Here is a 24,792-nt window from a genome sequence, read left to right on the forward strand (position 1 = left end):
GCCGCGCTGCCAGGAGCCCAAACAATCCCGCCGTCCCTACTTCGTCGCAAACAGCCCGGCCAGCCGCGCCACCGCCGCCTCGGATGCCGCCCGATCCACCGTCGTGTCGGCATTGCCGAAATCACCATCGGCCTGGGCCTGCACCAGAATGCCGTCCCGGCGCGGCACGACATAGAGATTGTGATTGCGGTAGAGCACGCCGTAATTGACCTGCGGCTGCGGGATCAGCCGCGCGGTCTGGCCGCGCACCGGCACGATCGTCTCGTCGCCGAGCAGGGCGCGCGCGCCATAACCCGTGCAATTGACCAGCGTCTTCTCGCGCAGGTCGGCGAACTGGCGCGGGCTTTCGAAAGCGCGGGTTTCGATTTCGCCGCCGAGCCGCAGGAAGTCGTCCAGCAGCAGCCGCGCATAGGCGGTGATGTTGAAGATCATCTGGGAATAGCGCCGCGCATGGGGCACCTGGAAGGGATGCTGCCCCGGTTCCAGGGCCTGCATCGGCCCGCGGATGTCGGCGAGCAGGCGCCGCTCCAGATCCGGATAAGGCGGCTCGCGCTCGTCGCCATGGCCGGCCGGCTGGTCGAACGGCGTGTCGGACAACATGTAGCCGTCGCGCCATTCGATCGGGCTGTCGGCGAGGCCAAGCAGGGTCTGATAGGTCCGGAACGACAGGCGCGCCATGTCTTCCCAGCGCCGCTCGAACTCCGGTGTCGCGTGTTCCACCGTGCAGATGCGCGAATCCGGCGACCATACGCCGGTGGCGTTGAACGATCGCGTCTCGGGCGGCCGCTCCTTGGCGTAGATGCGCACGTGCAGGCCGGCGCGTTGCGCGACCAGTGCCGTGGTCAGGCCGATCGCGCCGCAGCCGATCACCGCGATCCTGGTTTCGCGGGTCACCTGGGCCAGGCGCACGGCCAGCGCCGCCGAGCCCCAGGACAGGGACCAGCCGCTGCCGCCATGGCCGTAATTGTGCACCACCGTCTTGCGGCCGATCCGTTCGGCCTCGATGCGCGGGCCTTGCGCGCGAAACGGCCGCGAGCAGACATTGATCGCGACGATGCGGTCGGCGCGCGCCCGGATCGGCACCAATGGCGGCGGCGGCGCGAAGGAGATCGGTTGCGCCGGCGCACGGGCCGACGATGGCAGGCTTTCATCGGCGGCGGCACCACCGGACAGCGCGACGACGGCGGCCCCGGCCCCATAAAGGAAATGACGGCGTTGCATATCGATCCTCGGTCAATCCTTGTCACGCCCCGCGCCGAGCAGCGTGTCTAGCCGCAGGGCATCTCGAAGGCCAGACATCGGGTGAGGCGCCCGCGCATGGTGACCATGCGAAGCGGCCCGATCTTGCGCAATGCTGCGGCAATGCTCGCTCCCGGCCCGGCCCTCACGCCGCCTTGAGCCACAGGCGCGGATCATGCGAGCGATCCACCCGGCGCGCGTCGAGCGCGGTCACCAGGTCGGCGACGGCGGCGATATTGTGGACGGTGCGGAACTCGTCGACATGCGGCAGCAGCGCGCGGATCCCCTGCGCCTTGGCTTCGAAACCATCGAACCGCAGCAGCGGGTTGAGCCAGACCAGCCGCCGGCACGACCGGTGCAGCCGGTCGGCCTCGCGCGCCAGATCCCCCGAGACATCACGCTCCAGCCCGTCGGTGACCAGCAGCACGACGGCGCCACCCGACAGCACCCGGCGCGACCAGAGCTTGTTGAAGGCGTGCAGCGACGGCGCGATGCGCGTGCCGCCCGACCAGTCTTGCACGGCCGAGGTGGTGGCCGCCAGCGCCTCGTCCGGGTCCTTGGCCTTCAGGGCGCGGGTGATATTGGTCAGCCGGGTGCCGAACACGAAGGCATGGACGTGCCGCCGCCGGTCCATCAGGGCGTGAATGAAATGCAGCATCACCCGAGTGTACTGGCTCATCGAGCCCGAGATGTCGCAGAGCACCACCAGCGGCGGATGCTTGTCTTTGGCTCCGCGCATGGCGAGATCGATGATCGCGCCGCCCTGCCCGATCGAACGGCGCAGCGTGCGCCGGAAATCGATGCGATGGCCACGCGGATCGGGCGCCAGCCGGCGCGTCGGCACGGCATCGTCGGGCAGGACCAGGGCCGCGACGCGCCGCTGCGCCTCGGAAATCTCGGCCGCCGTCATCTGGGCGAAGTCTTTCTGCTGCAGCACCTCGACATCGGAGACCGTGAAACGGGCGTCCACCTCGAGCTCCGGCCGCTCCACCGGCGTGGCTTCGGTGTCCTTGAAGAAAGCCTCCTGCAGGCGCAGCGACACCGGGTCGGGTTTGGCCTGCGGCGCATGCGCCACCGGCATCAGCACCTGCAGCAGTTTTTCCATCAGGTGCCGCCGCTTCCAGAAGATCTCAAAGCCGTCATGGAAGATGATCGAATGTTCGTGTTTGCCGACGAACACCGAGTGCAGCGTCCAGTAGAAATCCTCGCGCGAACCGATGCCGGCGGCTTCCACCGCGTGAACGGCGTCGATCACCGTGCCGGGCCCGACCGGCAGGCCGGCGACCCGCAAAGCCCGGGCGAAATGGGCGATGTTCTCGGTCAGCGCATGAGCCATGGTCACGCCTTCAAGCAGAGGGTCTCAGGAGAAAGGCCCAGACCGGCGACAGGCCGATCGAGCCGAGATTATAGACCGCATGGGTCAGCGCCACCGCGCCGAGCGCAAACCAGCGCCGGCCGGACCGCGCGAACCAGCCGGCATATTGCCAGGCGAAGACCAGGAACAGCACGGCGGTCACCGGCGCACGCGCCAGGGTGATCGGCATATGGGCGGCCACCGCGATCGCCGCGAGAACAGCCACGAAGAGCGGCACGGCCAGCCGCAGCTTGTCGACCGCGAGCCAATGGACCATGGCCAGTACCGCGGTTTCGAGCAGAGGCGAGGCAATCACCGCGGCGAGCAGGATGATCACGATCGTCAGCGGCGAGGCCTCCGGCACCGGCGGCCGATAGGGCGTCAGCCACAAGACGCTCCACCAGGCGAGCGGGACGGCGAGCAGCGCCGCGCCGATGCTGATGGCCTTGAGCCAGGGCCGCTCGCCGGGCTCGCCGATCCAGCGCAAAACCGACGTCACCGCCCTGCCCTGACCTCGTCGAGGATGGCCTTGGCTTCGCCGCCCTGCATCTTGACGATGTCGTCCTGGTATTTGAGCAGCACGCCGAGCGTGTCGGTGACCCCTTGCGGATCCAGCCCGACGGCGTCGAGCTCGGTCAGCGCGGTGGCCCAGTCGATGGTTTCGGCGACACCCGGCACCTTGAACAGGTCGGTCTTCCTCAGCCGCTGGACGAAAGCCACGATGTCCTTAGTCAACCGCTCCGGCGCGCCCGGCGCCTTGGCCTTGAGGATCGCCAGCTCGCGCGTCGCATCGGGATAGTCGACCCAGTGATAGAGGCAGCGGCGTTTCAACGCGTCATGGATCTCGCGGGTCCGGTTGGAGGTGACGATGACGATCGGCGCGTGCGGCGCCCTGATGGTCCCGAGCTCGGGCACCGTCACCTGGTAGTCCGACAGCACTTCCAGGAGGAAAGCCTCGAAGGCCTCGTCGGTCCGGTCGAGTTCGTCGATCAGCAGCACCGGTGCGCCGCGCGGATCCGGCTCGAGCGCCTGCAACAGCGGCCGCTTGACCAGATAGCGCTCGGAGAAGATGCCGGCGGTGAGGCTTTCCTTGTCGACCGTGCCCTCGGCTTCGGCCACCCGGATGGCGATCATCTGGGCGGCATAGTTCCACTCATAGACCGCCGCCGAGACGTCGAGCCCCTCGTAACATTGCAGCCGGATCAGGCCGCGGCCGAGCGTTGCCGCCAGGACCTTGGCGATCTCGGTCTTGCCGACCCCCGCCTCGCCCTCGAGCAGCAGCGGCCGACCCATTTTCAGGGCAAGGAACAGGACGGTGGCGAGCGAACGATCGGCGACATAATGGCCGCGTTTCAGCAAGGCCAGGGTTTCGTCGATCGAGGTGGGCAAGGCTGAAGGAGAATGAACGGTCACTTAGGCACTCCGGCTGCGCGCCCACAATAACGCAGCCTGCGCCCGGCGCGAGGGGTCAATCCGCAGAGGCGCGCCGCGCTACCGGCAGGCCGGGATTGAGGTCGAGCTTGGTCGCCTGCGCGACGCCGGTGCCATAACCCGTGGTCAGCGAGATGCGCGCCGGGATCAGCGTGCGCGACCCCTGTATCGGCACCAGCGTGATTTCGGCCGAGCGTCGCCGCGCCGCCTGGATGTCGGAACGGTCGGTGCGATAGCCGGCAACCGGCTCGAAGCGGACGCTGCAAATGGCGGCATCGCCCTTGTAGCCGGCAATCTCGACCTGGCGCGTGCCGACAAAGGCATAGATCAGGTCGAAGCGGACCACGCCGTTATAGATGCGCGAGCGCCGCTCGCAAGCCGCCGCGCCGGTCACCGGGCCGGTGCCGCCGGCAATGAAGATGCCCGCCGACAGGGGGTCGACGACACCGCGCAGATGCTCGGCGGTGACCGGTGTCGCGCGGGTATGCGGCGGCTTGTCGGGATTGCGCACCACCGAGCGGACATTGCCCTCGGCCATGGCGATCCGGGTGGTTTCGACCTTGCCGCCGGAATGGACCTCGATGTTGAAACTCGCCGGAATGGCCGCGGCGCCGGCGATCCGCCCGGTCGCCGTCGCCGTGCCCGAACCGCCGGCGAACATCGCCGCCACGCCGGTCACCCGGGCGTTCAGCGTCGTGCGATAGGTCGTGCCGTCGGTCGACGAAACCATCGTGCCGGTGCCGATCGGCAATCCCAAGAACGACACGGCATATTCCGCCGAAACCTGGCCGTTGATGGCCAATGCCGGCGCCGGCGCTCCGGTCCCGAGCGCAAGCGCCAGGCCGGAGACCTGCAAGAGCCCTGTGGTGGTCAGCCGTGTCGTCATCTTTTTGCCCCGCGGCGATACGGGCGCAGGCGGGCCCGTCGGTCCGAAAATCATGATGCGCAAAACATGGTGCGCAAGACATCGTGCACAACAAACCCGGCGCAACGGAATCAGGTTCGCCGCGGCTGTTGGCGATTTTGCGGCAGGCTACGGGAAAACACCAAGTCCGCTTCGGCCAGACCCGCTTCGACCAAACCCGGAAACGGCAACGGCCGGGGCAGCTTGCGCCACCCCGGCCGCCAATGCCCTGATCCTGGTGGTCAGGCCGCCGCGGCCACCGCCCGGCGCGCCATGACGCCGACCAGATGCGCGCGATAGTCGGCGGAGGCATGAATGTCGCCGTTCAGGTCCTTGGCTTCCGTTGCGATGCCTTCGAGCGACTTGGCGTTGAAGCGCTTCGACAGCGCCTCCTCCATGGCGGCATGGCGGAACACGCCGTTATTGCCCGCGCCGGTCACCGCGACGCGTACCGAACGGCCCTTCTTGGCGACGAAAACGCCGACGATGGCATAACGCGAGGCGGGGTTCGGAAACTTGACATAGGCCGCCTTGCCCGGCGCCGGGAAAGCGATCTTGGTGATGATCTCGTCCTCGTCCAGCACGGTCGAGAACAGCCCGGCGAAGAACTCCTCCGCCGGCAGCTTGCGCTTGTTGGTGTGCACGGTCGCGCCAAGCGCGATCAGCGCCGCCGGATAGTCGGCGGCCGGATCATTGTTGGCCACCGACCCGCCAATGGTGCCTTTGTGGCGCACCTGCGGGTCGCCGATATTGCCGGCGAGACGGGCGAGCGCCGGGATCGTCGCCTGCACGGCGGCCGAACTGGCCACCTCGGCATGGGTCGTCATCGCGCCGATGACGATGGTGCGGCCCTTCTGCTCGATGCCGGAAAGGCCGGCTCCGGCCAGGTCGATGATCGCCTTCGGGCTGGCCAGCCGCTGCTTCATGGTCGGGATCAGCGTCTGCCCGCCGGCGAGCAGCTTCGGCTCCTCCGCCTTCTTGAGCAGCGAGACGGCGCCACGAACCGTGGCGGCCTTGTGGTACTTGAAAGGATACATCGTGCTCCCCCTGAACCTTACTCGGCCGCCTTGGCCGTCTTTGCCAGTTTCTGGATGACGTTCCACACCGCGAGCGGTGTCGCCGGCATCGGGATATCTTCCGTGCCGAGCGCGTCGGTGAGTGCGTTGATGACCGCCGGTGGAGAGGCGATCGCGCCGGCCTCGCCGCAACCCTTGATGCCCAAGGGATTGGACGGGCACGGTGTCACCGTCATGCCGACGTCGAAGGACGGCAGGTCGTGCGCCCGCGGCATGGCATAGTCCATGAACGAGGCGGTGATCAGCTGCCCGTCCTTGGTATAGACCGTGCCTTCCAGCAGCGCCTGGCCGACGCCCTGGGCGATGCCGCCATGGACCTGGCCTTCGACGATCATCGGGTTGATGACATTGCCGAAATCGTCCACCGCCGTCCATTTGGCAATGGTCGAAACGCCGGTCTCGGTATCGACCTCGATCTCGCAGATATGGCAGCCGGCCGGAAAGGTGAAATTGGTCGGATCGTAGAACGACCCTTCCTTCAGGCCCGGTTCCAGCTCCTGCGGATTGAACTTGTGGGCGATATAGGCATTCAGCGCCACCGTGCCGAAATCCACCGACTTGTCGGTGCCCTTGACGGTGAACTGGCCGTCCTTGAAGTCGATATCGGCTTCGGCCGCTTCCAGCACATGGGCCGCGACCTTCTTGGCCTTGGCCTCGATCTTGTCGAGCGCCTTGGATATCGCCGACATGCCGACCGCGCCGGAGCGCGAGCCATAGGTGCCCATGCCGAACTGCACCTTGTCGGTATCGCCATGGACGATCGAGACATTGTCGATCGGAATGCCCAGGCGGTGCGAGACGAGCTGGGCGAAGGTCGTCTCGTGACCCTGGCCATGGCTGTGAGAGCCGGTCAGGACCTCGACGGTGCCGACCGGATTGACCCGGACCTCGGCCGATTCCCACAAGCCGACGCCGGCGCCAAGCGAACCGACCGCCTGTGACGGCGCGATGCCGCAGGCCTCGATATAGGTGGAATAGCCCAGGCCCCGGAGCTTGCCGCGCTTGGCCGCCTCCCGCTTGCGCTTGCCGAACCCCTTCACGTCGGCCATGTCCATCGCCTTCAAGAGCGAGGCTTTGTAGTCGCCGACGTCGTACATCATGATGACCGGCGTCTGGTGCGGGAATTTGGCGATGAAATTCCGCTTGCGGAAGGCGGCCGGGTCCATGCCGATCTCGCGTGCCGTGACCTCGACCAGGCGCTCGACCACGAAGGTCGCTTCCGGCCGTCCGGCGCCGCGATAGGCGTCGACCGGCGCGGTGTTGGTATAGACCGCATCGACCTCGGCATAGATGGCCGGAATGGCATATTGGCCGGACAGCAGGGTCGCGTAGAGATAGGTCGGCACCGACGAGGCGAAGGTCGAGAGATAGGCGCCCATATTGGCGATCGTCTTGACCCGCAGGCCGGTGATCTTGCCTTCGGCGTCGGTGGCAAGCTCGGCCCGGGTCACGTGGTCGCGGCCATGGGCGATGGCCAGGAACTCCTCGGTCCTGTCGGCCGTCCACTTGACCGGCCGGTTGACCTTGCGCGCGGCCCAGACGCAAACCGTCTCCTCGGCATAGATGAAGATCTTCGACCCGAAGCCGCCGCCGACATCCGGCGCGATCACCCTGAGCTTGTGCTCGGGCGCAATGCCGATGAAGGCGGACAGCACCAGGCGCGCCACATGCGGGTTCTGGCTGGTGGTATAGAGCGTCAGCGCGTCGTTGCCGGCATCGTAGTCGCCGATCGCCGCCCTGGGCTCCATCGCATTGGGCACCAGGCGGTTGTTGATGATGTCGAGCTTGGTGACGTGTTTGGCCTTGGCGAAAGCCGCGTCGGTCGCCGCCTTGTCGCCGATATGCCAGTCATAGACCGTATTGGCCGGGGCTTCCGAATGGACCTCCGGGGCGCCCTTGTCCTGCGCCCTGGCGGCGTCGGCATTGGCCGGCAGCACGCCGTAATCGACGACGATCGCCTCGGCCGCGTCCTTGGCTTGCGCCAGCGTCTCGGCGATGACCACCGCGACGTGGTCGCCGACATAACGCACCTTGCCCTGGGCGAGCACCGGATGCGGCCCTGCCCGCATCGGCGTGCCGTCCTTGGAATGGATCATCCAGCCGCAGATCAGCCCGCCGATCTTGTCGGCCGCGATGTCCTCGCCGGTGAAGATCGCCACCACGCCCGGCATGGCCCGGGCCTTGGCGGTGTCGATTTTCTTCAAGGTCGCGTGGGCATGCGGCGAGCGCAGGAAATAGGCCTGCGTCTGGCCCGGACGGTTGATGTCGTCGGTATATTGGCCCTTGCCGGTGATGAAACGGAAATCTTCTTTGCGGCGTACAGCCGCACCAATGCCGGTCACAGTCATGGCGCCCTCCCTGGGGATCGCTCGAGACGGAACTATCAGACGGAAATGCGAGAACGGTCGCGCGCCGTTATTCGGCGGCTTGTCGGACCGGTGTCTTGCCCGTCATCGCCTGGGCGCCGGCCTGAACCGACTTGACGATGTTGTGATAGCCGGTGCAGCGGCAGATATTGCCTTCCAGCTCCTCGCGAATGGTGTGCTCGTCCACCGCGCCCTTGCGGTTCACGATGTCGATCGCCGACATGATCATGCCGGGCGTGCAGAAGCCGCATTGCAGGCCATGGTGCTCGCGGAAGGCCTCCTGCATCGGGTGCAGCTTGCCGTCCTGGGCCAGCCCCTCGATGGTCAGAACGGTGGCGCCCTCGCATTGCAGGGCAAACGTCGTGCAGGACTTCACCGCCTTGCCGTCGACATGGACCACGCAGGCGCCGCATTGCGACGTGTCGCAGCCGACATGGGTGCCGGTCAGGTGCAGATTTTCGCGCAGGAATTGGACGAGCAGCGTACGCGGGTCGACGTCGGCCGAAACCGAGCGTCCGTTGACCGTCATGGTCACCGTCGGCATGGGCGTTCCTCCTCACAAAACGGTCGGGTAAAGGCGATTTCGGCCGTTTTTTGTTATGACCGTTGTTTTTCACCGCCAGAAACTGAGTGTTTTCAGCGTGATTTGCAGTTTGGACCCGTTCTTAACGGGACGTCAAGCTGTCACGGCCGGGCCTTGGCCCGGGAGTGGTTGCAAGGCATGCATGTCTCCCCCTTTCCCTGCGCGCGGCAGCCGGCCTAGTGTCTCGCCAAAGCATTTTCCCAAGGGAGAGACGGATGCCGCGCTTCACCACCTCCGACGGCCTGTCGCTGCGCTATGAGGACACCGGCGGGGCCGGGCCGGCGCTCCTGCTGTCGAACTCGCTCGGCACCCGCCTGGAGATGTGGGATCCGCAAATGCCGGCCTTTTCCAGCCTCTATCGGGTGGTGCGCTACGACAAGCGCGGCCACGGCGAGAGCGACCTGAAGGCCGGCCCGACCAGTTTCGCCCGGCTGACCCGGGACGCCGTCGAATTGCTCGATCATTTGAACATCGACAAGGCCGACTGGTGCGGCCTGTCGATGGGCGGCATGAGCGGCATGTGGGCCGGCACCCATCATGGCCGGCGCTTCGGCAAGATCGTCCTGTGCAACACCGCCGCGTCGATGCCGACCGCCGACATGTGGAACCAGCGCATCGCCATCGTGAAGAGCCAGGGGCTGAAGCCGCTGATCCCGACCATTGTCGACCGCTGGTTCACCAAGCGGTTCCAGGCGGCCGACGGCAAGGCCGTCGCCCGCGTCGTCGAGATGCTCGAGACGACCCCGGCGGAAGGTTATGCCGCCGCCTCCGCCGCCATCCGCGACATGGACCAGCGCGAGGCGATCCGGTCGATCGGCAATCCCGTGCTGGTCATTTCGGGCACCCATGACGGCTCGACGCCGCCCGAGCGCGGCCGCGAGATCGCCGCCGCCATCCCCAAGGCGAAATATGTCGAGCTCGACGCCGCGCACCTGTCGAATATCGAGCAGGACAAGGCATTCACCGCCACGGTCACCGATTTCCTGAAGAGCTGAGAGACACCAACGCCATGGACGAGAAAGAGCGCTTCGAGGCCGGCCTCAAGGTGCGCCGCGCGGTACTGGGCGATGCCCATGTCGACCGTTCGCTCGCCGCCCGCGACAGCTTCACCACCGAGTTCCAGGACCTGATCACCCGCTATGCCTGGGGCGAGATCTGGACCAGGCCCGGCCTCGACCACAAGACCCGCAGCTATCTGGTGCTCGCCATGACCGCCTCGATGGGCCGGTGGGAAGAGTTCCGGCTGCATTGCCGCGCCTCCTTCGCCAATGGCGTGACCACCGACGAGATCAAGGAAGTGCTGCTGCAGATCGCCATCTATGCCGGCGTTCCCGCCGCCAATACCGCGGTCAAGGAGGCCAAGGAGGTCTTCGCCGAAATGGGCATCAAGACCTGAGCGGCAAGCCCGCGCCCTTTCGGCGGAAGCGGCAAAATTGCGCAAGAACCCTGCGAGCCAAAAACCCTGCGAACAATGCCAGGTTCGGCGAGCTTAATGTTGCGCTCGTCGTGGGGCCCTCACGCGGAGAATCCGATGTTCTTGCAAACCATCGCCGAGGCCGAAGCAACCGGCAGGGTTGCCGAGATCTACGCGGCGCAGAAGGCGCAGATGGGTTTCGTCATGGCCGCCGCGCAGTGCTTCACCACGCGCCCCGACCTGCTGCCGGCCTATACCGAGTTTCTCGACAAGATCCGCTCCGGCTTCTCGCTCGGCCCGCGGGAATGGCGCCTGATCACGCTGGTCGCGGCAAAACATGTGCCGTCGACCTATTGCTCCTATGTCTACGGCAAGCAGCTGATCGGTGACCTCGGGTCGAAAGAAGCGGTCATGGCCGTCCAGCGCGACTTCCGCACCGCGGGCCTGTCGGACCGGGATGTCGAGATGCTGGCCTATGCCGAGCAGGTCACGACCGATGCATCGAAGATTTCGCAACATGATATCGGCCGGCTGCAATCGCACGGATTCACCGATCAGCAGATCTGCGACATTGCCCTTTGCGCCGCCTTTCGATGTTTCGTCAGCCGGTTCTTCGACGCCGTGGGCGCCGGTCCCGAGGCTGCCTTCATCGACAGCGACGCGGAGTTTCGCGCGGCCATGACCGTCGGCAAGGCCTCCTGAGACCGGGCGTTTTGACCTGCCGGTCAGCGCCGGCCGAACGGGAACATCGGTACGCTATCCTGGCGGGCGAGCTCCCAGCGCAGCAGCTTTTCGGCGTCGAGGCGCTCCGCCACCGCCGCGACCAGGCTCAGCGCCAGCCCGCCGGCCATCGGCCAGAGCGCCATCGCGACCGGGCCGGCGCAATGCGCCTGGACTGCCGCGACGAAGACGATGGCAAGCGAGGTCAGCGCCATGGCCAGTCCCAGGATCAGCATGGCCGAGCCCGGCAGGATGTCGGCGCTGTCGCCGGTCGCCATCTCATAAAGCGCGGCGAGCAGGAACATCGCGATGGTGATCTCCCAAGCGCCGACGAAGGGCTCCATCAGGCCGATCTTGGCGAGCGGCCAGTTGAGCCCGGAAAAGATCCTGACGGCATGGGGCAAGATGTCGGCGCCGTACCCGTGCAACGGCCCGATCATGGTCGGCGGCAGCCACCGCAGGAGGCCGTCGACGACGAACAGCGAGCCCCAGAACGCGGTGAGCCCGCTGGTCAATCGGTTGTGGCAATGCCCGGCGATGCGATCCATGGCGCCCTCTCGCGGCGGGGCTTGCCCGCTCGTCAGATGGCGCGATCATGGCCGGCGCCGGCTTCGGCACACAACCGAAACCCTTTATTTACCTTAAGAGCCGAGCCGGGACGGTGACCAGCGCGGGCTCGGCGGGCGGCGGGGCAAGGAAAATCCGGCCGCGGCCAGGCGGGTTGCCGACCGCATCAGGTCGATCGGCGCGTGCCTGGGCGACGCCGCGACCGGCCGGCCGGGACGCGTGCCGGGCGGCTGTGAGCGCTCGATCGGCGGCCTGCCCGATGGGATGGCCTTTGCTCTCGCGCCAAGCGCGGAGGCGAGGCGGTGATCCCTCTGCGGGTGATCCACACGGCGCGCGATTGGCCCCGGGAGCGTTGGCCGGGCTGACCGGACCTCGCCGAAAGCCGGCGTGACCCCGCCAACGCCGATCACTCGTCGCGGTCGCGCGAGACGATCGAGAAATCGACCTGGCTGAGCTTCAGGTCGTATCGCTGGCCGTCGCGGGCGACCGCCTTGGCCACCTCGAACTGGCCGTTGCCGTAATCGATCTCGCCCCATTGGGTGAAACCCTCGCCGCGCAGGATCTGTTCGATTTGCCTGCGCTCCTCCGGCGTCGGCAGCCGGTCGCCGGCGCGCGCCGCGGACAGAGGCAGCGGCGCGACATTCAGCATGGTCACCACGAGGGCGAGGTGCAGCTTGTTCAGCAGCATGATCGTCTCCTTGGATTTGGCGCTTGGGATCGAGGGTTTGCGTCTCCCTAACGTCCGAAAGCGGCGAAGGATCGATCAGGTTCGGGACTTTTTGTGTTCAGACAGCCGGGCTCCGGCCGACGCCATCAGGCGTGGGACTGGCGCCCGGCGCGATCGTTCAGCGCGGAATCGACCGGTAGCCGCGGCCGAAATAGGCCAGCGCCGGACCGCCGGGACCAACGCGGAGCGCCTCGACCTGGCCGATGAAGATCGCGTGGGTGGCGATCGGCTTGACCTCGATGACCCGGCAATCGAAGGTCACCAGCGCCGTGTCGAGGGTCGGCGAGCCGGTGACGAGCTGCGACCACAGGCCTTCCTTGAACCGCGCCGCGCCGGCCAGCCCGCGCCGGCCGGCAAAGGTCTCGGCCAGCACCTCGGCCCCGGCGGCGAGCGCATTGACCGCGAACACGCCATTGGCCTCGATCAGGCCGCCATTGGCGGACTTGCGGTTGAGACAGACCAGCAGGGTCGGCGGATCATCCGAAACCGAGGCGACCGCGATGGCGGTGAAGCCGCTGGTGCCCGACGGCCCGGCGGTGGTCACCAGATGGACATGCCCGGCGACCGAGGCCATGCCGTCGCGATAAGTTTCCGGCGTAATGCTCGCGCCCGGCACAATCATGCTGCGGTTCGTTCCGCCTTCCATCGTCGACACCTCAAATCTCGGCCGGATATAGGCGCTCGGCAACCGTTCGCCAATCGCGGCGGGGACAATACTGACATGAGGGCGGTTAACCCTTCGGATAAGCCGTTGGCCGTCAAACCCAGCAGGAATGGGCGGTCGGGCCGGTTTTGGCCCGGACCTATCCCCTGCCGGCCGAGAAAAACGCACGACAGCCATTGTCGCCCGGCAGAGCGCTTGCTACCCATTTCATCAGGCTGGTCTTCCAACCGAACCGCGCGACAGTCGCGGAGGGGCAGAAGGCGCAGCCGCGGCGCATCGTTTGCGCCGAGGGGAAAAAGCAATGGGATGGTGTCGGCATGGAAGTCTTCTTCCAGCAGCTGATTAACGGGCTTACGCTCGGATCGATCTATGGCCTAATCGCCATTGGCTACACGATGGTCTTCGGCATCATCGGCATGGTGAACTTCGCCCATGGCGACGTGTTCATGGTGTCGTCCTTCATCGCGCTGATCGCGCTGATGGTGATCACCACCTGGCTCGGCGTCGGCTCGATCATCCTGGCGCTGCTGATCGTGCTGATCATCGCCATGGTCTTCACCTCCCTGATCAGCTGGACCATCGAGCGGATCGCCTACCGGCCGCTGCGCGGTTCGTTCCGGCTCGCCCCGCTGATCTCCGCGATCGGCATGTCGATCGTCCTGATGAATTTCGTCCAGGTCGCCCAGGGCCCGCGCAACAAGGCGGTCGATCCCATCCTCAACACGGTGATCATCCTGTTCGACAACGGCACCTATGCGGTGACGCTATCTTACAAGCAGATCATGATCGCGATCACCACCGCCGTCCTGCTCATGGTGTTCTGGTGGGTGGTCGCCAAGACCCCGCTCGGCCGCGCGCAACGGGCCTGCGAGCAGGACCGCAAGATGGCGGCGCTGCTCGGCGTCGATGTCGACCGCACCATCTCGGTGACCTTCGTCATGGGTGCCGCGCTGGCCGCCGTCGCCGGCACGCTCTACCTCGTCTATTACGGCGTGGTGAATTTCGCCGACGGCTTCACGCCGGGCGTCAAGGCCTTCACCGCCGCGGTGCTCGGCGGCATCGGTTCCTTGCCCGGAGCGGTGCTGGGCGGGCTGCTGATCGGTCTGATCGAGACCTTCTGGTCGGCCTATTTTTCGGTCGAATACAAGGATGTGGCGGCCTTTTCCATCCTTGCCGTGGTGCTGATCTTCCTGCCCCAGGGCATTCTCGGCCGCCCCGACGTCGAGAAGGTGTGACCGCGTGACCATCGCCCCCTCGCAGCCCGTCGCCGCCGCCGTCGCTTCCCCTGCCCGCGACTTTGCCGGCGCGATCAAGGACGGCCTGTTCGCCGGGCTGATCGCGCTCGGTGTCTTTGGCCCGCTGATCGGTTTCAAGACCGTCGTGGACATGCAGAACCGGCTGATCCTGGAGACCCGCTGGGGGCTTCTGGCCAGCATCGTGCTCACCGTCGCAGCCGGCCGCTTCCTCATTTCGGCCTATCAACGCCGCCGGGCCGATACGCCGACGGCGAAGCCCGCCTTTGTATGGCCGGCTGCCGTCTCCAAGGGCCTGCCGCCGGCCGCCCTGCTTGTCCTGTTCGTCTACCCCATGATGATCTACGGGGTCACCGGCGGCTCGGGCGCGCTGAAATGGATCGACAATTTCGGCGTTCAGATCCTGATCTACATCATGCTCGCCTGGGGGCTGAACGTCGTGGTCGGCCTCGCCGGCCTGCTCGACCTCGGTTATGTCGCGTTCTACGCCGTCGGCGCCTATGCCTATGCGCTGTTGGCGACCCAGGTGATCCCGGCGACCTTCCCGCAGCTCGGCGTCTGGGCGTTCTGGATCTGCCTGCCCATCGCCGGCATGCTCGCCGCCTTCTGGGGCGTGCTGCTCGGCTTTCCCGTGCTCAGACTGCGCGGCGACTATCTCGCCATCGTGACGCTGGCCTTCGGCGAGATCATCCGGATGGTGCTGGTCAACTGGAAGGACTTCTCCAACGGCTACGAGGGCATATCGACGATCCCCCGGCCCTCCTTCTTCGGCATTCCGTTCAATGCGTCCGACACGGGCTTCGCCGCCGTCTTCGGGCTCGAATTCTCTCCCGTCTATCGAACCATCTTCCTCTATTACGTCATCCTCTGCCTGGCGCTTCTGACCGCGTGGGTCTCGACCCGGCTGCGCCGTTTGCCGGTCGGCCGGGCCTGGGAGGCGCTGCGCGAGGACGAGATCGCCTGCCGTTCGCTCGGCATCAACACGGTCAACACCAAGCTGACCGCCTTTGCCATCGGCGCCATGTTCGGCGGCTTCGCCGGCTCGTTCTTCGCCGCTCGCCAGGGCTTCATCTCGCCGGAAAGCTTCACCTTCCTGGAATCGGCGACGATCCTGGCCATTGTCGTGCTCGGCGGCATGGGCTCGCTGATCGGCACGGCGATCGCCGCGGTCGCCATGATCGGCGGCACCGAACTGCTGCGCGAGCTCGACTGGATGAAACTGATTTTCGGCAATGATTTCGACCCCGCGCAATATCGCATGCTGATCTTCGGGCTCGCCATGGTCGCCATCATGATCTGGAAGCCGCGCGGCTTCGTCTCGACGCGCATGCCGACCGCCTTCCTGAAGTCGCGACGCAAGATTTCCAGCGATCTCGTCAAGGAAGGCCATGGATGAGTGATCCCATGAGTGATCCCATCAGCAATCCGGCCAGCGATCCGATCCTCACCGTCGAGCATCTGACCATGCGCTTCGGCGGCCTGGTTGCCGTCGGCGACCTCTCGTTCGAGGCGCGGCGCGGCGAGATCACGGCGGTGATCGGCCCGAACGGCGCCGGCAAGACCACGGTGTTCAACTGCATCACCGGCTTCTACAAGCCGACCGAGGGGCAGATCACCCTGAAGAACCCGGTATCCGGCGATTACCTGCTCGAGCAGATGCCGGACTTCATGATCTCGCGCCAGGCCAAGGTGGCGCGCACCTTCCAGAACATCCGGCTATTCGCCGGCATGACCGTGCTGGAGAACATGCTGGTCGCCCAGCACAACCCGCTCATGCGTGCCTCGCTGTTCTCGATCGGCGGCATCCTGGGCCTGCCGGGCTATGGCCGCGCAGAAAAGGAGGCCATCGCCAAGGCGGCCTATTGGCTCGAGCATGCCGGGCTGACCGCGCGCGCCGATGATCCCGCCGGCGACCTGCCCTACGGCGCCCAGCGGCGCCTGGAGATCGCCCGCGCCATGTGCACCGAGCCGGTGCTGTTGTGCCTCGACGAACCAGCGGCCGGCCTCAATCCCCGCGAATCGCTGGAGCTGAACAAGCTGCTGCGCTTCATCCGCAAGGAGCACGGCACCTCTCTGCTGTTGATCGAACATGACATGAGTGTGGTGATGGAAATTTCCGACCACGTCGTGGTGCTCGACTATGGCCGCAAGATCTCCGACGGCTCGCCCGCCGAGGTGCGCGAGGATCCGAAGGTCATCGCCGCCTATCTCGGCGTCGACGACAGCGAAGTCGAGAAGGTCGAAGCGGAGGTTGGACTATGACCGCGCTGCTCTCGGTGCGCGGGGTCGAGACCTTCTACGGTTCGATCCAGGCTTTGAAGGGCGTCGACATCGATGTCGAGCCGGGCGAAATCGTCACGCTGATCGGCGCCAACGGCGCCGGCAAGTCGACGCTGATGATGACCATTTGCGGCAGCCCGCAGGCGCGCCGCGGCTCGATCGTTTATGACGGCGTCGACATCACGCGCATGCCGACCCACGAGATCATGCGCCGGCGCATCGCCCAGTCGCCCGAGGGACGACGCATCTTCGCGCGCATGTCGGTCTACGAGAACCTGCAGATGGGCGCCTCGCTGTCGGACCCGGCCTGTTTCGCCGAGGATCTCGACAAGGTCTTCGCCCTGTTTCCGCGCCTGAAGGAACGGCGCGACCAGCGCGGCGGCACGCTGTCGGGTGGCGAGCAGCAAATGCTGGCGATCGCTCGTGCCCTGATGAGCCGGCCCAAGCTCTTGCTGCTCGACGAGCCCTCGCTCGGCCTGGCGCCCTTGATCGTCGCCGGCATCTTCAACGCCATCCGCGAGCTGAACCGCCTGGAGGGGCTGACCGTCTTCCTGGTCGAACAGAACGCCTATCACGCCCTGAAGCTCGCCCATCGCGGTTATGTCATGGTCAATGGCGCCGTCACCCTGTCGGGCACCGGCGCCGAACTCCTGGCGCGCGAAGAGGTCCGCGCCGCCTATCTCGAGGGAGGACGGCACTGATGCAGGGCATTCTCTACGAAGAACCCTCGATCTGGCTGTTCCTGCTGGTCACCATCCTGATGGGCGGCTGGGGCGCCTGGATGACCGGCAAGGCCTGCGCCGAAACCTGGCGCGGCATTCCCCAGACCGTGCTCTATCTGCTGATCCTCGGGCTGGTCATCCGCTTCATCCATTTCGCGCTGTTCCACGGCACGCTCCTGTCGCTGCGCTACTACCTGGTCGACACCGTCATCCTCATCGCGATCGGCATCATCGCCTGGCGCGCCACCCGCGCCCGCCAGATGTCGTCGCAATATTGGTGGCTCTACGAACGTTCCGGACCGCTTTCCTGGACCAGGCGGCCGGCCCCTCTGTCTTCCCGTCCGGAAGGTTCCTGATGACAGCAGAGAACACCAACGAACGGCTGACAATTCACGTGAAAGGGTGTTCGATCTCGCCAAGGGCGGCGTCTTCCGTCCTCGACTGGGACGTCCACCAAGCTTCAACTCTCTAAGGGAAGGATGAGAGATGACCAATAAGTTCCTAGCCGGGCTGACGCTCGGCCTGGGTCTGGCCCTGGCGATACCCGCCCAGGCACAGATCCGTCTCGGGGTCGCAGGTCCCATTACCGGTCCCAACGCGGCCTTTGGCGCCCAGCTGCGCCAGGGCACGGAACAGGCCGTTGAGGACATCAATGCCGCTGGCGGCATTCTCGGTCAGCGCATCACCTTGTCGGTCGGCGATGACGTGTCCGATCCCCGCCAGGGCGTCAACGTCGCCAATAAATTCGTCGGCGACGGCATAAAATTCGTGATCGGTCACTTCAACTCCGGCGTCACCATGCCGGCTTCTGAAGTCTATGCCGAGAACGGCATGGTCTTCATCACGCCGTCCGCCACCAACCCGCGGATCACCGAGCGCGGTCTGTGGAACGCGTTCCGCACCTGCGGCCGCGACGACCAGCAGGGCGCGGTCGCCGCCGCCTATCTCGTCCGCAACTACCAGGGCAAGAAGATCGCCATCGTCCACGACAAGACGACTTATGGCAAAGGTCTCGCCGACGAGACCCAGAAGGCGCTCAACGCCGCTGGGATCCGCGAAGTGATCTATGAAGGCGTCAATACCGGCGAAAAGGACTTCTCGGCGCTGATCTCCAAGCTGAAGGCCGCCGGTGTCGACATCGTCTATTGGGGCGGCCTGCACACCGAAGGCGGCCTGATCGTTCGCCAGATGCGCGACCAGGGCGTCCAGGCGCCGCTCATGTCGGGCGACGGCATTGCCGACGATGAATTCGCCGCCATTGCCGGTCCCGGCGCCATCGGCACGCTGATGACCTTCCCGCCGGACCCGCGCAACCGTCCGGAAGCCCGCGCCATCGTCGAGCGCTTCCGCACCGGCCGCAGGTTCGAGCCGCAGGCCTATACGCTCTACAGCTACGCGGCCGTGCAGATCTTCCAGCAGGCGGCAATTGCCACCAACTCGCTGGATCCGAAGAAGGTCGCCGAGTACATGCGCTCCGGCGTGGTGTTCAAGACCGTGATCGGCGATATTTCCTACGACAAGAAGGGTGACATCACCCGCGCCGACTACGTCACCTATACGTGGCGCCGCGGCGCGGACGGCAAGATCACCTATACCGAGAACTGAGCCGAATCCGAGGCCTCAAGGCCTCCCGTCCAGAGGGGACGCCGCCCCGCCCGGAGCAATCCGGGCGGGGTTTTTCATGGGGCGGACGAGACGCGTTGCAGACCGGCAGCGCAGCGGGGTCTCGATCGAAATCCCCTCACCCGATCGCGGCAAGCGCCGGAAAAGTCTCGAGCAACCAGAAAGCTGCGGTCGCCATTCCGCCGGTGAGGAAGGCGATGCCGGTGGCGACCAGCAGCCCGCCCATCACCATTTCGATGGCGCGCAGCCGCTTCTTGACCGCCGCGGCGAAGCCGAGGAACCGGCGGATCGCCAGCGCCGCCAGGACAAAGGGAATGCCGAGGCCGACCGAATAGGCCGCCAGCAGCAGCGCGCCGCGATACACGGTCATTTCGGAAGCCGCCACCGCCAGGATCGCCGCCAGCACCGGGCCGATGCAGGGCGTCCAGCCGAAGGCGAAGGCAAGCCCCATGACATAGGCGCCGACCGGACCGGCCCGCGGCACGACGTCGACCTTGGCCTGCCGATAGAGCAGCGGAATGCGGAACAGGCCGAGGAAATGCAGGCCCATGATGATGATGGCGACGCCGGCAACGCTGGCGAGCGTCCCCGAATGGACCCGCACCACCTGCCCGATCATCGAGGCCGAGGCACCGAGCAGCACGAAGACCGTGGTGAAACCGGCAACGAAGACCAGCGCCAGCGATACCGCGCGCTTGACCAGCGCGCGGCCGGTGTCGATTTCGGCGAGGTCGTCGAGCGTCGCCCCGGTCAGATAGACCAGATAAGGCGGCACCAGCGGCAAGACGCAGGGCGACAGGAAACTGACAAGGCCCGCGATCAATGCCGCGGTGATGGTCACATCAGGCATTCAGGTTCCGCCAACACGTCTGCCGCATCCATGCGATGCCGCGGCAAAGGCCAGATGCGCCATCGCCGGATGCCTTCTCGTCTATCGCCCTCTTCGGCCAATCGGAAGCGTTGACTTCAGCTGATCGCACAGGCGTGATCGTTCGTGAAGACAATCACCGGATCACCATCATCGTGCTGAACGCCATTACCGACGTCGCCGGGCTCACCGTCGGCCATGCCACCGACCTCGTGCGCGCCACCGGCGTCACCGCCATCATCTTCGACCAACCGGCCGTTTGCAGCGTCGATGTGCGCGGCGGCGCGCCCGGCACGCGCGAAACCGACCTGTTGGATCCGGAAAGGACCGTCCAGGCCGTCGACGCCATCGCGCTGTCGGGCGGCTCGGCCTTCGGACTGGAGGCCGCCGCCGGCATCGGCGCCTGGCTGGTCGCCCAGGGCCGCGGCTTCGCCATTGGCGCGACGCGGGTGCCGATCGTGCCCGGCGCTATCCTGTTCGACCTGTTGAACGGTGGCGACAAGTCATGGGGCCGCTATGGGCCCTATCGCGAGCTCGGCTTCAGCGCTGCGGAGGCGGCACGCGCCGGCCCGGTCGCCATGGGCACCGTCGGCGCCGGCACCGGTGCCAATACCGCCGACCTCAAGGGCGGGCTCGGCACTGCCTCCGCCCTGTCGCCCTCGGGCCACCGGGTCGGCGCGCTGGTCGCGGTCAATGCGCTCGGCAGCGTCACCATCGGATCGACAGGGCATTTCTGGGCCGCCACCGACGAACAGCACGGCGAGTTCGGCGGCCGCGGCCTGCCCTCGCCCTGGCCAGCGGACGCCAACCGGATCAAGCTCAAGGGCACGACGGCGGCCAATACCACCATCGCGCTGGTCGCTACCGACGCCGTCCTGACCAAGGCGGAAGCCCGCCACCTCGCCGTCATGGCGCAGGACGGGCTCGGCCGCGCGATCCGGCCGATCCATACGCCGCTCGACGGCGACACGGTGTTCGCCGCCGCCACCGGCAAGCAGCCGCTCGCCGATATCCCGCGCGATATGGCGCTGATCGGCGCGACCGCCGCCAGCGTGCTCGCCCGCGCCGTGGCGCGCGCCGTCCACGAGGCGACCGCGCTCGCCGTGCCCGGCGCCTTGCCGGCATGGCGCGCTGAATTCGGAGCATCGTCATGACCGACCCGAGCGCGCCCGACAGCCTGCACGTCACCTATCTGTTCGATCCGCTCTGCGGCTGGTGTTACGGCGCCGCGCCCATGGTGCGGCAGCTCGCCGCGACGCCCGGCATCACGGTCGAGCTCGCTCCGACCGGGCTGTTTTCCGGTGATGGCGCGAGGCCGATGGACCAGGGCTTCGCCGCCTATGCCTGGTCCAACGACCAGCGCATCGAACGCCTCAGCGGCCAGCGCTTCACCGAGGCCTACCGGCAGAAGGTGCTGAACGCACCAGCCTTGAATGCCCGGCCGCAAATGTTCGATTCCGGGCCGGCGACCCTGGCGCTCACCGCCGTGTCGCTGACCGCGCCGGACGCCGAGCGCGACGCGCTGAACGCGATCCAGGAAGCGCGTTATGTCGATGGCCGCGACATCGTCTCGCCCGCCCGGCTCGCCGAAATCCTGCGCGAGGCCGGCCTCGACGCGGCCGCCGGCCTGATCGCGACGCCAAGCGACGCGCTGGTTGCCGCCAACCGCGCGCGCACCAACAAGGCCCGCCAGATGATGGCCGCTTTGGGCGCTCAGGGTGTGCCGACCCTTGTCGTCACCGACGCAAGCGGCCGGCGCATGCTGCGCTCGAACGCCCTGTTCGGTGGTTTCGACGATCTCCTGGCGGCGATCCGCGCGGCCTGACGCCCAAGAACGCCTCGACCTTGACGCCTCGGCCGTCAGTTCTGCCCGGCGCGCAAGCCGACGGTTGCCACGCCCGCGCCGATCAGCAGCGAGCCGCCGACCCGGTTGAACAGGCCGATGGCCCGGGCATTCGCCACCAGGCCGCGCGCCTTGGCCGCGACCAGCGCGTAGCCGAAGGCATTGGCGAAGGCGAGCACGAGGAAGGTCGTCTCGAACACCAGCATCTGGGTGAGGAAATCGACCTTCGGATCGAGGAACTGCGGCAGGAAGGCGACGAAGAAGGTGATGCTTTTCGGGTTCAGCGCGGTCACCAGCCAGGCATGGCCGAGCATTTTCGCGGCCGACACCGCATCATGGCGCGGTTCCGCCTGCAGCGCGCCGCCGGCGCGCCAGAGCTTGATGCCGAGCCAGATGAGATAGGCGGCGCCGATCCATTTCAGCACGGTGAACACGGTGGCCGACGTCGCCAGCAGCGCACCGACACCGAGCATGGACAGCGTCATGGCGGTGAAATCGCCGAGCGCCACCCCGACCGCCATGGGCAAGGCGGTGCGCCAGCCCTGGCCGAGCGCGTAGGAGACGACCAGCAGAACCGTCGGCCCCGGGATCAGCAGCAGGATGGTGGATGCGGCGGTAAAGGCGAGCCAGGCTTCGATGGTCATGATGGGTCTCCCGTCAGGCCAGACTAAGCCATGGGCCGTGCCGGTTGTCGAGACAGCCCGATCGGTTCGGGCAAGATGTTGCTAACCATCAAGCCAACAACCGGTCCGCCGGCCGGCCCGATTTAGGGTAATGGCAAGGGCGGAAACCTACATTACAGGATTGTACTAAAGGGAGCGTGTCGCCATGATCCCGATCATCAATGGCTATGCATGCGTCACCAGCGAGGACGCGGCCCTCGCCCGGCACGGGTTCGACCCCCAGAACCCGACCAACGACCCGGCCAAGGCCGAAGAGCTTGCCGCGAGCGTCGGCCGGGCGGTCATGCCCGAAGAAGCCTTCGATGCGCTGATCGCCCATCCGGAGGCCGCCGTCGAAGAGGTCCGGGCCAATGCCGGTCCCAAGCCCTCGACCGGTCCCGGCCGGATCTTCGACTTCAAGGCTTGACGTCCACGCTCGCCTTCAGCGCCGCCGCCGCGCGTTTCGATATCGCCACCCGCTCCGCCAGGAACGGCGCCAGGACAGCGGTGACCGCGCTGACTGTCGCGGCCGGCGCGGTCGACGGCGTGCCGCCGGCAAAGGGCGGCTCCGGGTCATATTCCATGCCGAGCTGGGCTGCCCGCGCCCGCTCTTCGCCGAACAGCATGGCGGTCAAGGTCAGGCCGAAATCGATGCCCGAGGTGACGCCGGCACCGGTCACCCGGTTGCGGTCGACCACCACGCGCTGGCACACAGCTTCGACATCGAACAGGGTGAGCTGGTCGATCGAGGCCCAATGGCTGGTGGCGCGATAGCCGGTCAAGAGGCCTGCCGCCGCCAGCACCAGCGAGCCGGTGCAGACCGAGGTGATCCAGCTTGCCCCTTTCGCCTGGCCACGCAGGAAGTCCAGGGTCTCCTGGTCTTCCATCAGCGCCATCTGGCCCGGCCCGCCCGGCACGAACAGGATGTCGGCCGGCGGACAGTCGGCGAAGGTCTTGGACGGGACGAGGCGAAGACCCGAGGCGTCGGTGACCGGCCCGGCCGTCTTCCAGACCAGGTCGACCTGCAACTCCTTGAACCGGGTGAACACCTCGAACGGCCCGGTCAGGTCGAGCTGGGTCATGCGCGGAAAGGCGAGCATCACGACATGCATGGGTGAAACTCCCGTAGGCGACGAACCGGTTGAACCGTGGCAGCCGGCAGCCCGGAGCGAAGGCCGGCCCGGTTCGCACCGGACCCTGGTATTCAGCCCCAGCGGCCCATCCGATAAGGCGTCAGGTCGACATGCGGCGGCTCGCCGGACATGGCCGAGAGCAGCGCCTTGGCGGTCGCCGGGCCAAGGGTGAACCCCCAATGGCCGTGGCCGAAGGCGAACCACAACCCCTCATGGCCGGGTGCCGGCCCGATGATCGGCCGCGAATCCGGCGTTGCCGGCCGGCGGCCCATCCAGGGTTCGGCCTCCACCGGCTCGCCCAGGTCGAACAGGTCGCTGGCGGCGCGGAAGGCGCGCTCGACCTGCACCGGCGTCTTCGGCGCCTCGGCAAGCGCGATCTCGACCCCGGTGGTCAGCCTTATCCCCTGTTCCATCGGGCAGAGCACATAACCGACATCCTCGTCGCAGACCTGCCGGGACAGGAAGGCATTGCCCTTCGGCTGATAGTGCCGGTGATAGCCGCGCTTGGCGGCCAGCGGCACCGAGTAGCCGAATTTGGCGACCAGATCCTTCGACCAGATGCCCAGCGCCACCACCGCCTGACGGGCGAGCACGCGGCCCTCGTCGGTATCCACCGCGAAGCCCTCGGGCACCTTGGCGAGCGTCATGGCGTCGCCCTTGGCGAGCCGGCCGCCGGCCGCGACGAAGGCCTCGGCATAGGCCTTGGTGACGCCGCCCGGGCTCGACACCGTATCGGAATCCTGCTGCCAGATCGCGCCGGCGAAGGCGCCCTTCAGATGCGGCTCCAGCTCCAGCGTCTCGCCCATGCTCAGCTTGGTGCTGTTCAGGCCGTATTCCTTGGCAAGCTTCAGCCGGCGCTCCTGGGCGTCGAGGCTCGACTGCAGGCGGTAGAGCTCCAGCCAGCCGTCCTGGCGGAAGAAGCGCTCGGCACCGGCGATCTTGGCGAATTCGCGATGGCTGCCGACCGCCTCGGCGAAGAACGGCCGCATGACACGCGCCGTCTCCTCCAGCTTGTCGACCGCCGACCAGCGCCAATAGTCGAACATCCAGCCAGCCACCCTCGGCAGCGCCGCGAGATGGTAATGGGATGCGGTCTGGCGGTTCAGCGCATGTTTGAACAGGGTCGGCAGGTCGCGCGGCATGGCCACCGGATAGAGGTTGCCGCCATCGATCACCCCGGAATTGCCATAGCTCGTTTCCTCGCCCGGCCCGCGCCGGTCGACCAGCACCACCGACAGACCCCGGCGGCGCGCCTCGAGCGCCGCGGAAACGCCGACCATGCCGGCGCCCAGAACCAAGACATCATGGATTGCAGTCATTGCCCGACCATCATTTCAATGCGGTCGTCACAGTGCCGTTTCGC

General features: G+C 66.7%; 27 protein-coding genes. 12 read left to right on the plus strand and 15 right to left on the minus strand.

The window, feature by feature from the left end; all coding sequences use genetic code 11:
- Positions 1-36: 36 nt before the first annotated feature.
- The 8 genes from E8M01_RS00465 to E8M01_RS00500 all read right to left on the minus strand — a co-directional run bounded on the left by E8M01_RS00465 (position 37) and on the right by E8M01_RS00500 (position 8,914).
- Positions 37-1,221: an FAD-dependent oxidoreductase gene (locus tag E8M01_RS00465; protein WP_136958311.1), complete on the minus strand. Its 1,185-nt coding sequence runs from the start codon at positions 1,219-1,221 to the stop codon at positions 37-39.
- 163 nt (positions 1,222-1,384) lie between these two features.
- Positions 1,385-2,575: a vWA domain-containing protein gene (locus tag E8M01_RS00470; RefSeq protein ID WP_136958312.1), complete on the minus strand. Its 1,191-nt coding sequence runs from the start codon at positions 2,573-2,575 to the stop codon at positions 1,385-1,387.
- 10 nt (positions 2,576-2,585) lie between these two features.
- Positions 2,586-3,092, minus strand: a complete 507-nt coding sequence (locus E8M01_RS00475; protein ID WP_136958313.1) for a hypothetical protein — start codon at positions 3,090-3,092, stop codon at positions 2,586-2,588.
- Positions 3,089-4,006 (minus strand): AAA family ATPase, encoded by a 918-nt coding sequence (locus E8M01_RS00480; RefSeq protein ID WP_136958314.1) that lies wholly within the window; start codon positions 4,004-4,006, stop codon positions 3,089-3,091. The genes E8M01_RS00475 and E8M01_RS00480 overlap by 4 nt, the downstream gene beginning before the upstream one ends.
- Positions 4,007-4,061: 55 nt before the next feature.
- Positions 4,062-4,910, minus strand: a complete 849-nt coding sequence (locus tag E8M01_RS00485) for a DUF3108 domain-containing protein (protein WP_170181710.1) — start codon at positions 4,908-4,910, stop codon at positions 4,062-4,064.
- A gap of 260 nt (positions 4,911-5,170) precedes the next feature.
- Positions 5,171-5,965, minus strand: a complete 795-nt coding sequence (locus E8M01_RS00490; RefSeq protein WP_136958316.1) for an FAD binding domain-containing protein — start codon at positions 5,963-5,965, stop codon at positions 5,171-5,173.
- Positions 5,966-5,982: 17 nt separating this feature from the next.
- Positions 5,983-8,352, minus strand: coding sequence for a xanthine dehydrogenase family protein molybdopterin-binding subunit (locus E8M01_RS00495; protein ID WP_136958317.1), 2,370 nt, complete (start codon positions 8,350-8,352; stop codon positions 5,983-5,985).
- A 67-nt stretch (positions 8,353-8,419) separates the two neighbouring features.
- Positions 8,420-8,914 carry a (2Fe-2S)-binding protein gene (locus tag E8M01_RS00500; RefSeq protein ID WP_136958318.1) on the minus strand — a complete coding sequence of 165 codons (495 nt, stop codon included), beginning with the start codon at positions 8,912-8,914 and terminating at the stop codon, positions 8,420-8,422.
- Positions 8,915-9,168: 254 nt separating this feature from the next.
- Here E8M01_RS00500 and pcaD point away from each other — a divergent pair, with 254 nt between their 5' ends.
- From pcaD to E8M01_RS00515, 3 genes are all read left to right on the plus strand, one after another.
- A complete protein-coding gene (pcaD, locus tag E8M01_RS00505) occupies positions 9,169-9,948 on the plus strand; it encodes a 3-oxoadipate enol-lactonase (protein WP_136958319.1) in 780 nt (259 codons plus the stop codon).
- 14 nt (positions 9,949-9,962) lie between these two features.
- Complete coding sequence (gene pcaC / locus E8M01_RS00510; protein ID WP_136958320.1) at positions 9,963-10,349, plus strand: 4-carboxymuconolactone decarboxylase; 387 nt, start codon at positions 9,963-9,965, stop codon at positions 10,347-10,349.
- Between the two features lie 135 nt (positions 10,350-10,484).
- On the plus strand, positions 10,485-11,069 hold the full coding sequence (locus tag E8M01_RS00515) for a carboxymuconolactone decarboxylase family protein (protein ID WP_136958321.1): 585 nt from the start codon (positions 10,485-10,487) through the stop codon (positions 11,067-11,069).
- A 23-nt stretch (positions 11,070-11,092) separates the two neighbouring features.
- Here the strand turns inward: E8M01_RS00515 and E8M01_RS00520 are convergent, their stop codons facing one another.
- From E8M01_RS00520 to E8M01_RS00530, 3 genes are all read right to left on the minus strand, one after another.
- On the minus strand, positions 11,093-11,635 hold the full coding sequence (locus E8M01_RS00520) for a hypothetical protein (RefSeq protein ID WP_136958322.1): 543 nt from the start codon (positions 11,633-11,635) through the stop codon (positions 11,093-11,095).
- Positions 11,636-12,060: 425 nt separating this feature from the next.
- Complete coding sequence (locus E8M01_RS00525; RefSeq protein WP_136958323.1) at positions 12,061-12,342, minus strand: PepSY domain-containing protein; 282 nt, start codon at positions 12,340-12,342, stop codon at positions 12,061-12,063.
- A 157-nt stretch (positions 12,343-12,499) separates the two neighbouring features.
- On the minus strand, positions 12,500-13,003 hold the full coding sequence (locus E8M01_RS00530; RefSeq protein ID WP_246088550.1) for a flavin reductase: 504 nt from the start codon (positions 13,001-13,003) through the stop codon (positions 12,500-12,502).
- A 359-nt stretch (positions 13,004-13,362) separates the two neighbouring features.
- Between E8M01_RS00530 and E8M01_RS00535 the strand changes: the two genes are divergently transcribed.
- The 6 genes from E8M01_RS00535 (at position 13,363) to E8M01_RS00560 (ending at position 18,905) form a co-directional block, all read left to right on the plus strand.
- Complete coding sequence (locus E8M01_RS00535) at positions 13,363-14,280, plus strand: ABC transporter permease subunit (RefSeq protein ID WP_136958324.1); 918 nt, start codon at positions 13,363-13,365, stop codon at positions 14,278-14,280.
- Positions 14,281-14,284: 4 nt separating this feature from the next.
- Positions 14,285-15,694 carry a high-affinity branched-chain amino acid ABC transporter permease LivM gene (gene livM, locus E8M01_RS00540; protein WP_136958325.1) on the plus strand — a complete coding sequence of 470 codons (1,410 nt, stop codon included), beginning with the start codon at positions 14,285-14,287 and terminating at the stop codon, positions 15,692-15,694.
- An 8-nt stretch (positions 15,695-15,702) separates the two neighbouring features.
- The gene (locus tag E8M01_RS00545) at positions 15,703-16,560 is read left to right on the plus strand and encodes an ABC transporter ATP-binding protein (RefSeq protein WP_246088551.1); all 858 of its coding nucleotides are present in this window, start codon (positions 15,703-15,705) and stop codon (positions 16,558-16,560) included.
- A complete protein-coding gene (locus E8M01_RS00550) occupies positions 16,557-17,279 on the plus strand; it encodes an ABC transporter ATP-binding protein (RefSeq protein WP_136958327.1) in 723 nt (240 codons plus the stop codon). Before E8M01_RS00545 ends, E8M01_RS00550 begins: the two co-directional genes overlap by 4 nt.
- Positions 17,279-17,656, plus strand: coding sequence for a DUF6867 family protein (locus E8M01_RS00555; RefSeq protein WP_136958328.1), 378 nt, complete (start codon positions 17,279-17,281; stop codon positions 17,654-17,656). The genes E8M01_RS00550 and E8M01_RS00555 overlap by 1 nt, the downstream gene beginning before the upstream one ends.
- Before the next feature lie 130 nt (positions 17,657-17,786).
- Positions 17,787-18,905, plus strand: coding sequence for a branched-chain amino acid ABC transporter substrate-binding protein (locus E8M01_RS00560; RefSeq protein ID WP_136958329.1), 1,119 nt, complete (start codon positions 17,787-17,789; stop codon positions 18,903-18,905).
- Between the two features lie 136 nt (positions 18,906-19,041).
- Here E8M01_RS00560 and E8M01_RS00565 read toward each other — a convergent pair whose 3' ends face one another.
- Complete coding sequence (locus E8M01_RS00565; RefSeq protein WP_136958330.1) at positions 19,042-19,773, minus strand: cytochrome c biogenesis CcdA family protein; 732 nt, start codon at positions 19,771-19,773, stop codon at positions 19,042-19,044.
- 173 nt (positions 19,774-19,946) lie between these two features.
- Here E8M01_RS00565 and E8M01_RS00570 point away from each other — a divergent pair, with 173 nt between their 5' ends.
- Both E8M01_RS00570 and E8M01_RS00575 read left to right on the plus strand, forming a co-directional pair.
- Complete coding sequence (locus tag E8M01_RS00570) at positions 19,947-20,945, plus strand: P1 family peptidase (protein ID WP_136964375.1); 999 nt, start codon at positions 19,947-19,949, stop codon at positions 20,943-20,945.
- Positions 20,942-21,616, plus strand: a complete 675-nt coding sequence (locus tag E8M01_RS00575) for a DsbA family protein (protein ID WP_136958331.1) — start codon at positions 20,942-20,944, stop codon at positions 21,614-21,616. The genes E8M01_RS00570 and E8M01_RS00575 overlap by 4 nt, the downstream gene beginning before the upstream one ends.
- Positions 21,617-21,651: 35 nt before the next feature.
- Here the strand turns inward: E8M01_RS00575 and E8M01_RS00580 are convergent, their stop codons facing one another.
- Positions 21,652-22,278 (minus strand): LysE family translocator, encoded by a 627-nt coding sequence (locus E8M01_RS00580; RefSeq protein ID WP_136958332.1) that lies wholly within the window; start codon positions 22,276-22,278, stop codon positions 21,652-21,654.
- A gap of 184 nt (positions 22,279-22,462) precedes the next feature.
- Here E8M01_RS00580 and E8M01_RS00585 point away from each other — a divergent pair, with 184 nt between their 5' ends.
- Positions 22,463-22,723 carry a hypothetical protein gene (locus E8M01_RS00585; protein ID WP_136958333.1) on the plus strand — a complete coding sequence of 87 codons (261 nt, stop codon included), beginning with the start codon at positions 22,463-22,465 and terminating at the stop codon, positions 22,721-22,723.
- Here E8M01_RS00585 and E8M01_RS00590 read toward each other — a convergent pair.
- Together E8M01_RS00590 and E8M01_RS00595 are read right to left on the minus strand one after the other, a co-directional pair.
- Positions 22,713-23,408 (minus strand): DJ-1/PfpI family protein, encoded by a 696-nt coding sequence (locus tag E8M01_RS00590; protein WP_136958334.1) that lies wholly within the window; start codon positions 23,406-23,408, stop codon positions 22,713-22,715. The genes E8M01_RS00585 and E8M01_RS00590 overlap by 11 nt on opposite strands.
- Before the next feature lie 92 nt (positions 23,409-23,500).
- Complete coding sequence (locus tag E8M01_RS00595) at positions 23,501-24,748, minus strand: NAD(P)/FAD-dependent oxidoreductase (protein WP_136958335.1); 1,248 nt, start codon at positions 24,746-24,748, stop codon at positions 23,501-23,503.
- Positions 24,749-24,792 lie beyond the last annotated feature (44 nt).

This window comes from Phreatobacter stygius (genome assembly GCF_005144885.1).
Lineage (GTDB): Bacteria > Pseudomonadota > Alphaproteobacteria > Rhizobiales > Phreatobacteraceae > Phreatobacter > Phreatobacter stygius.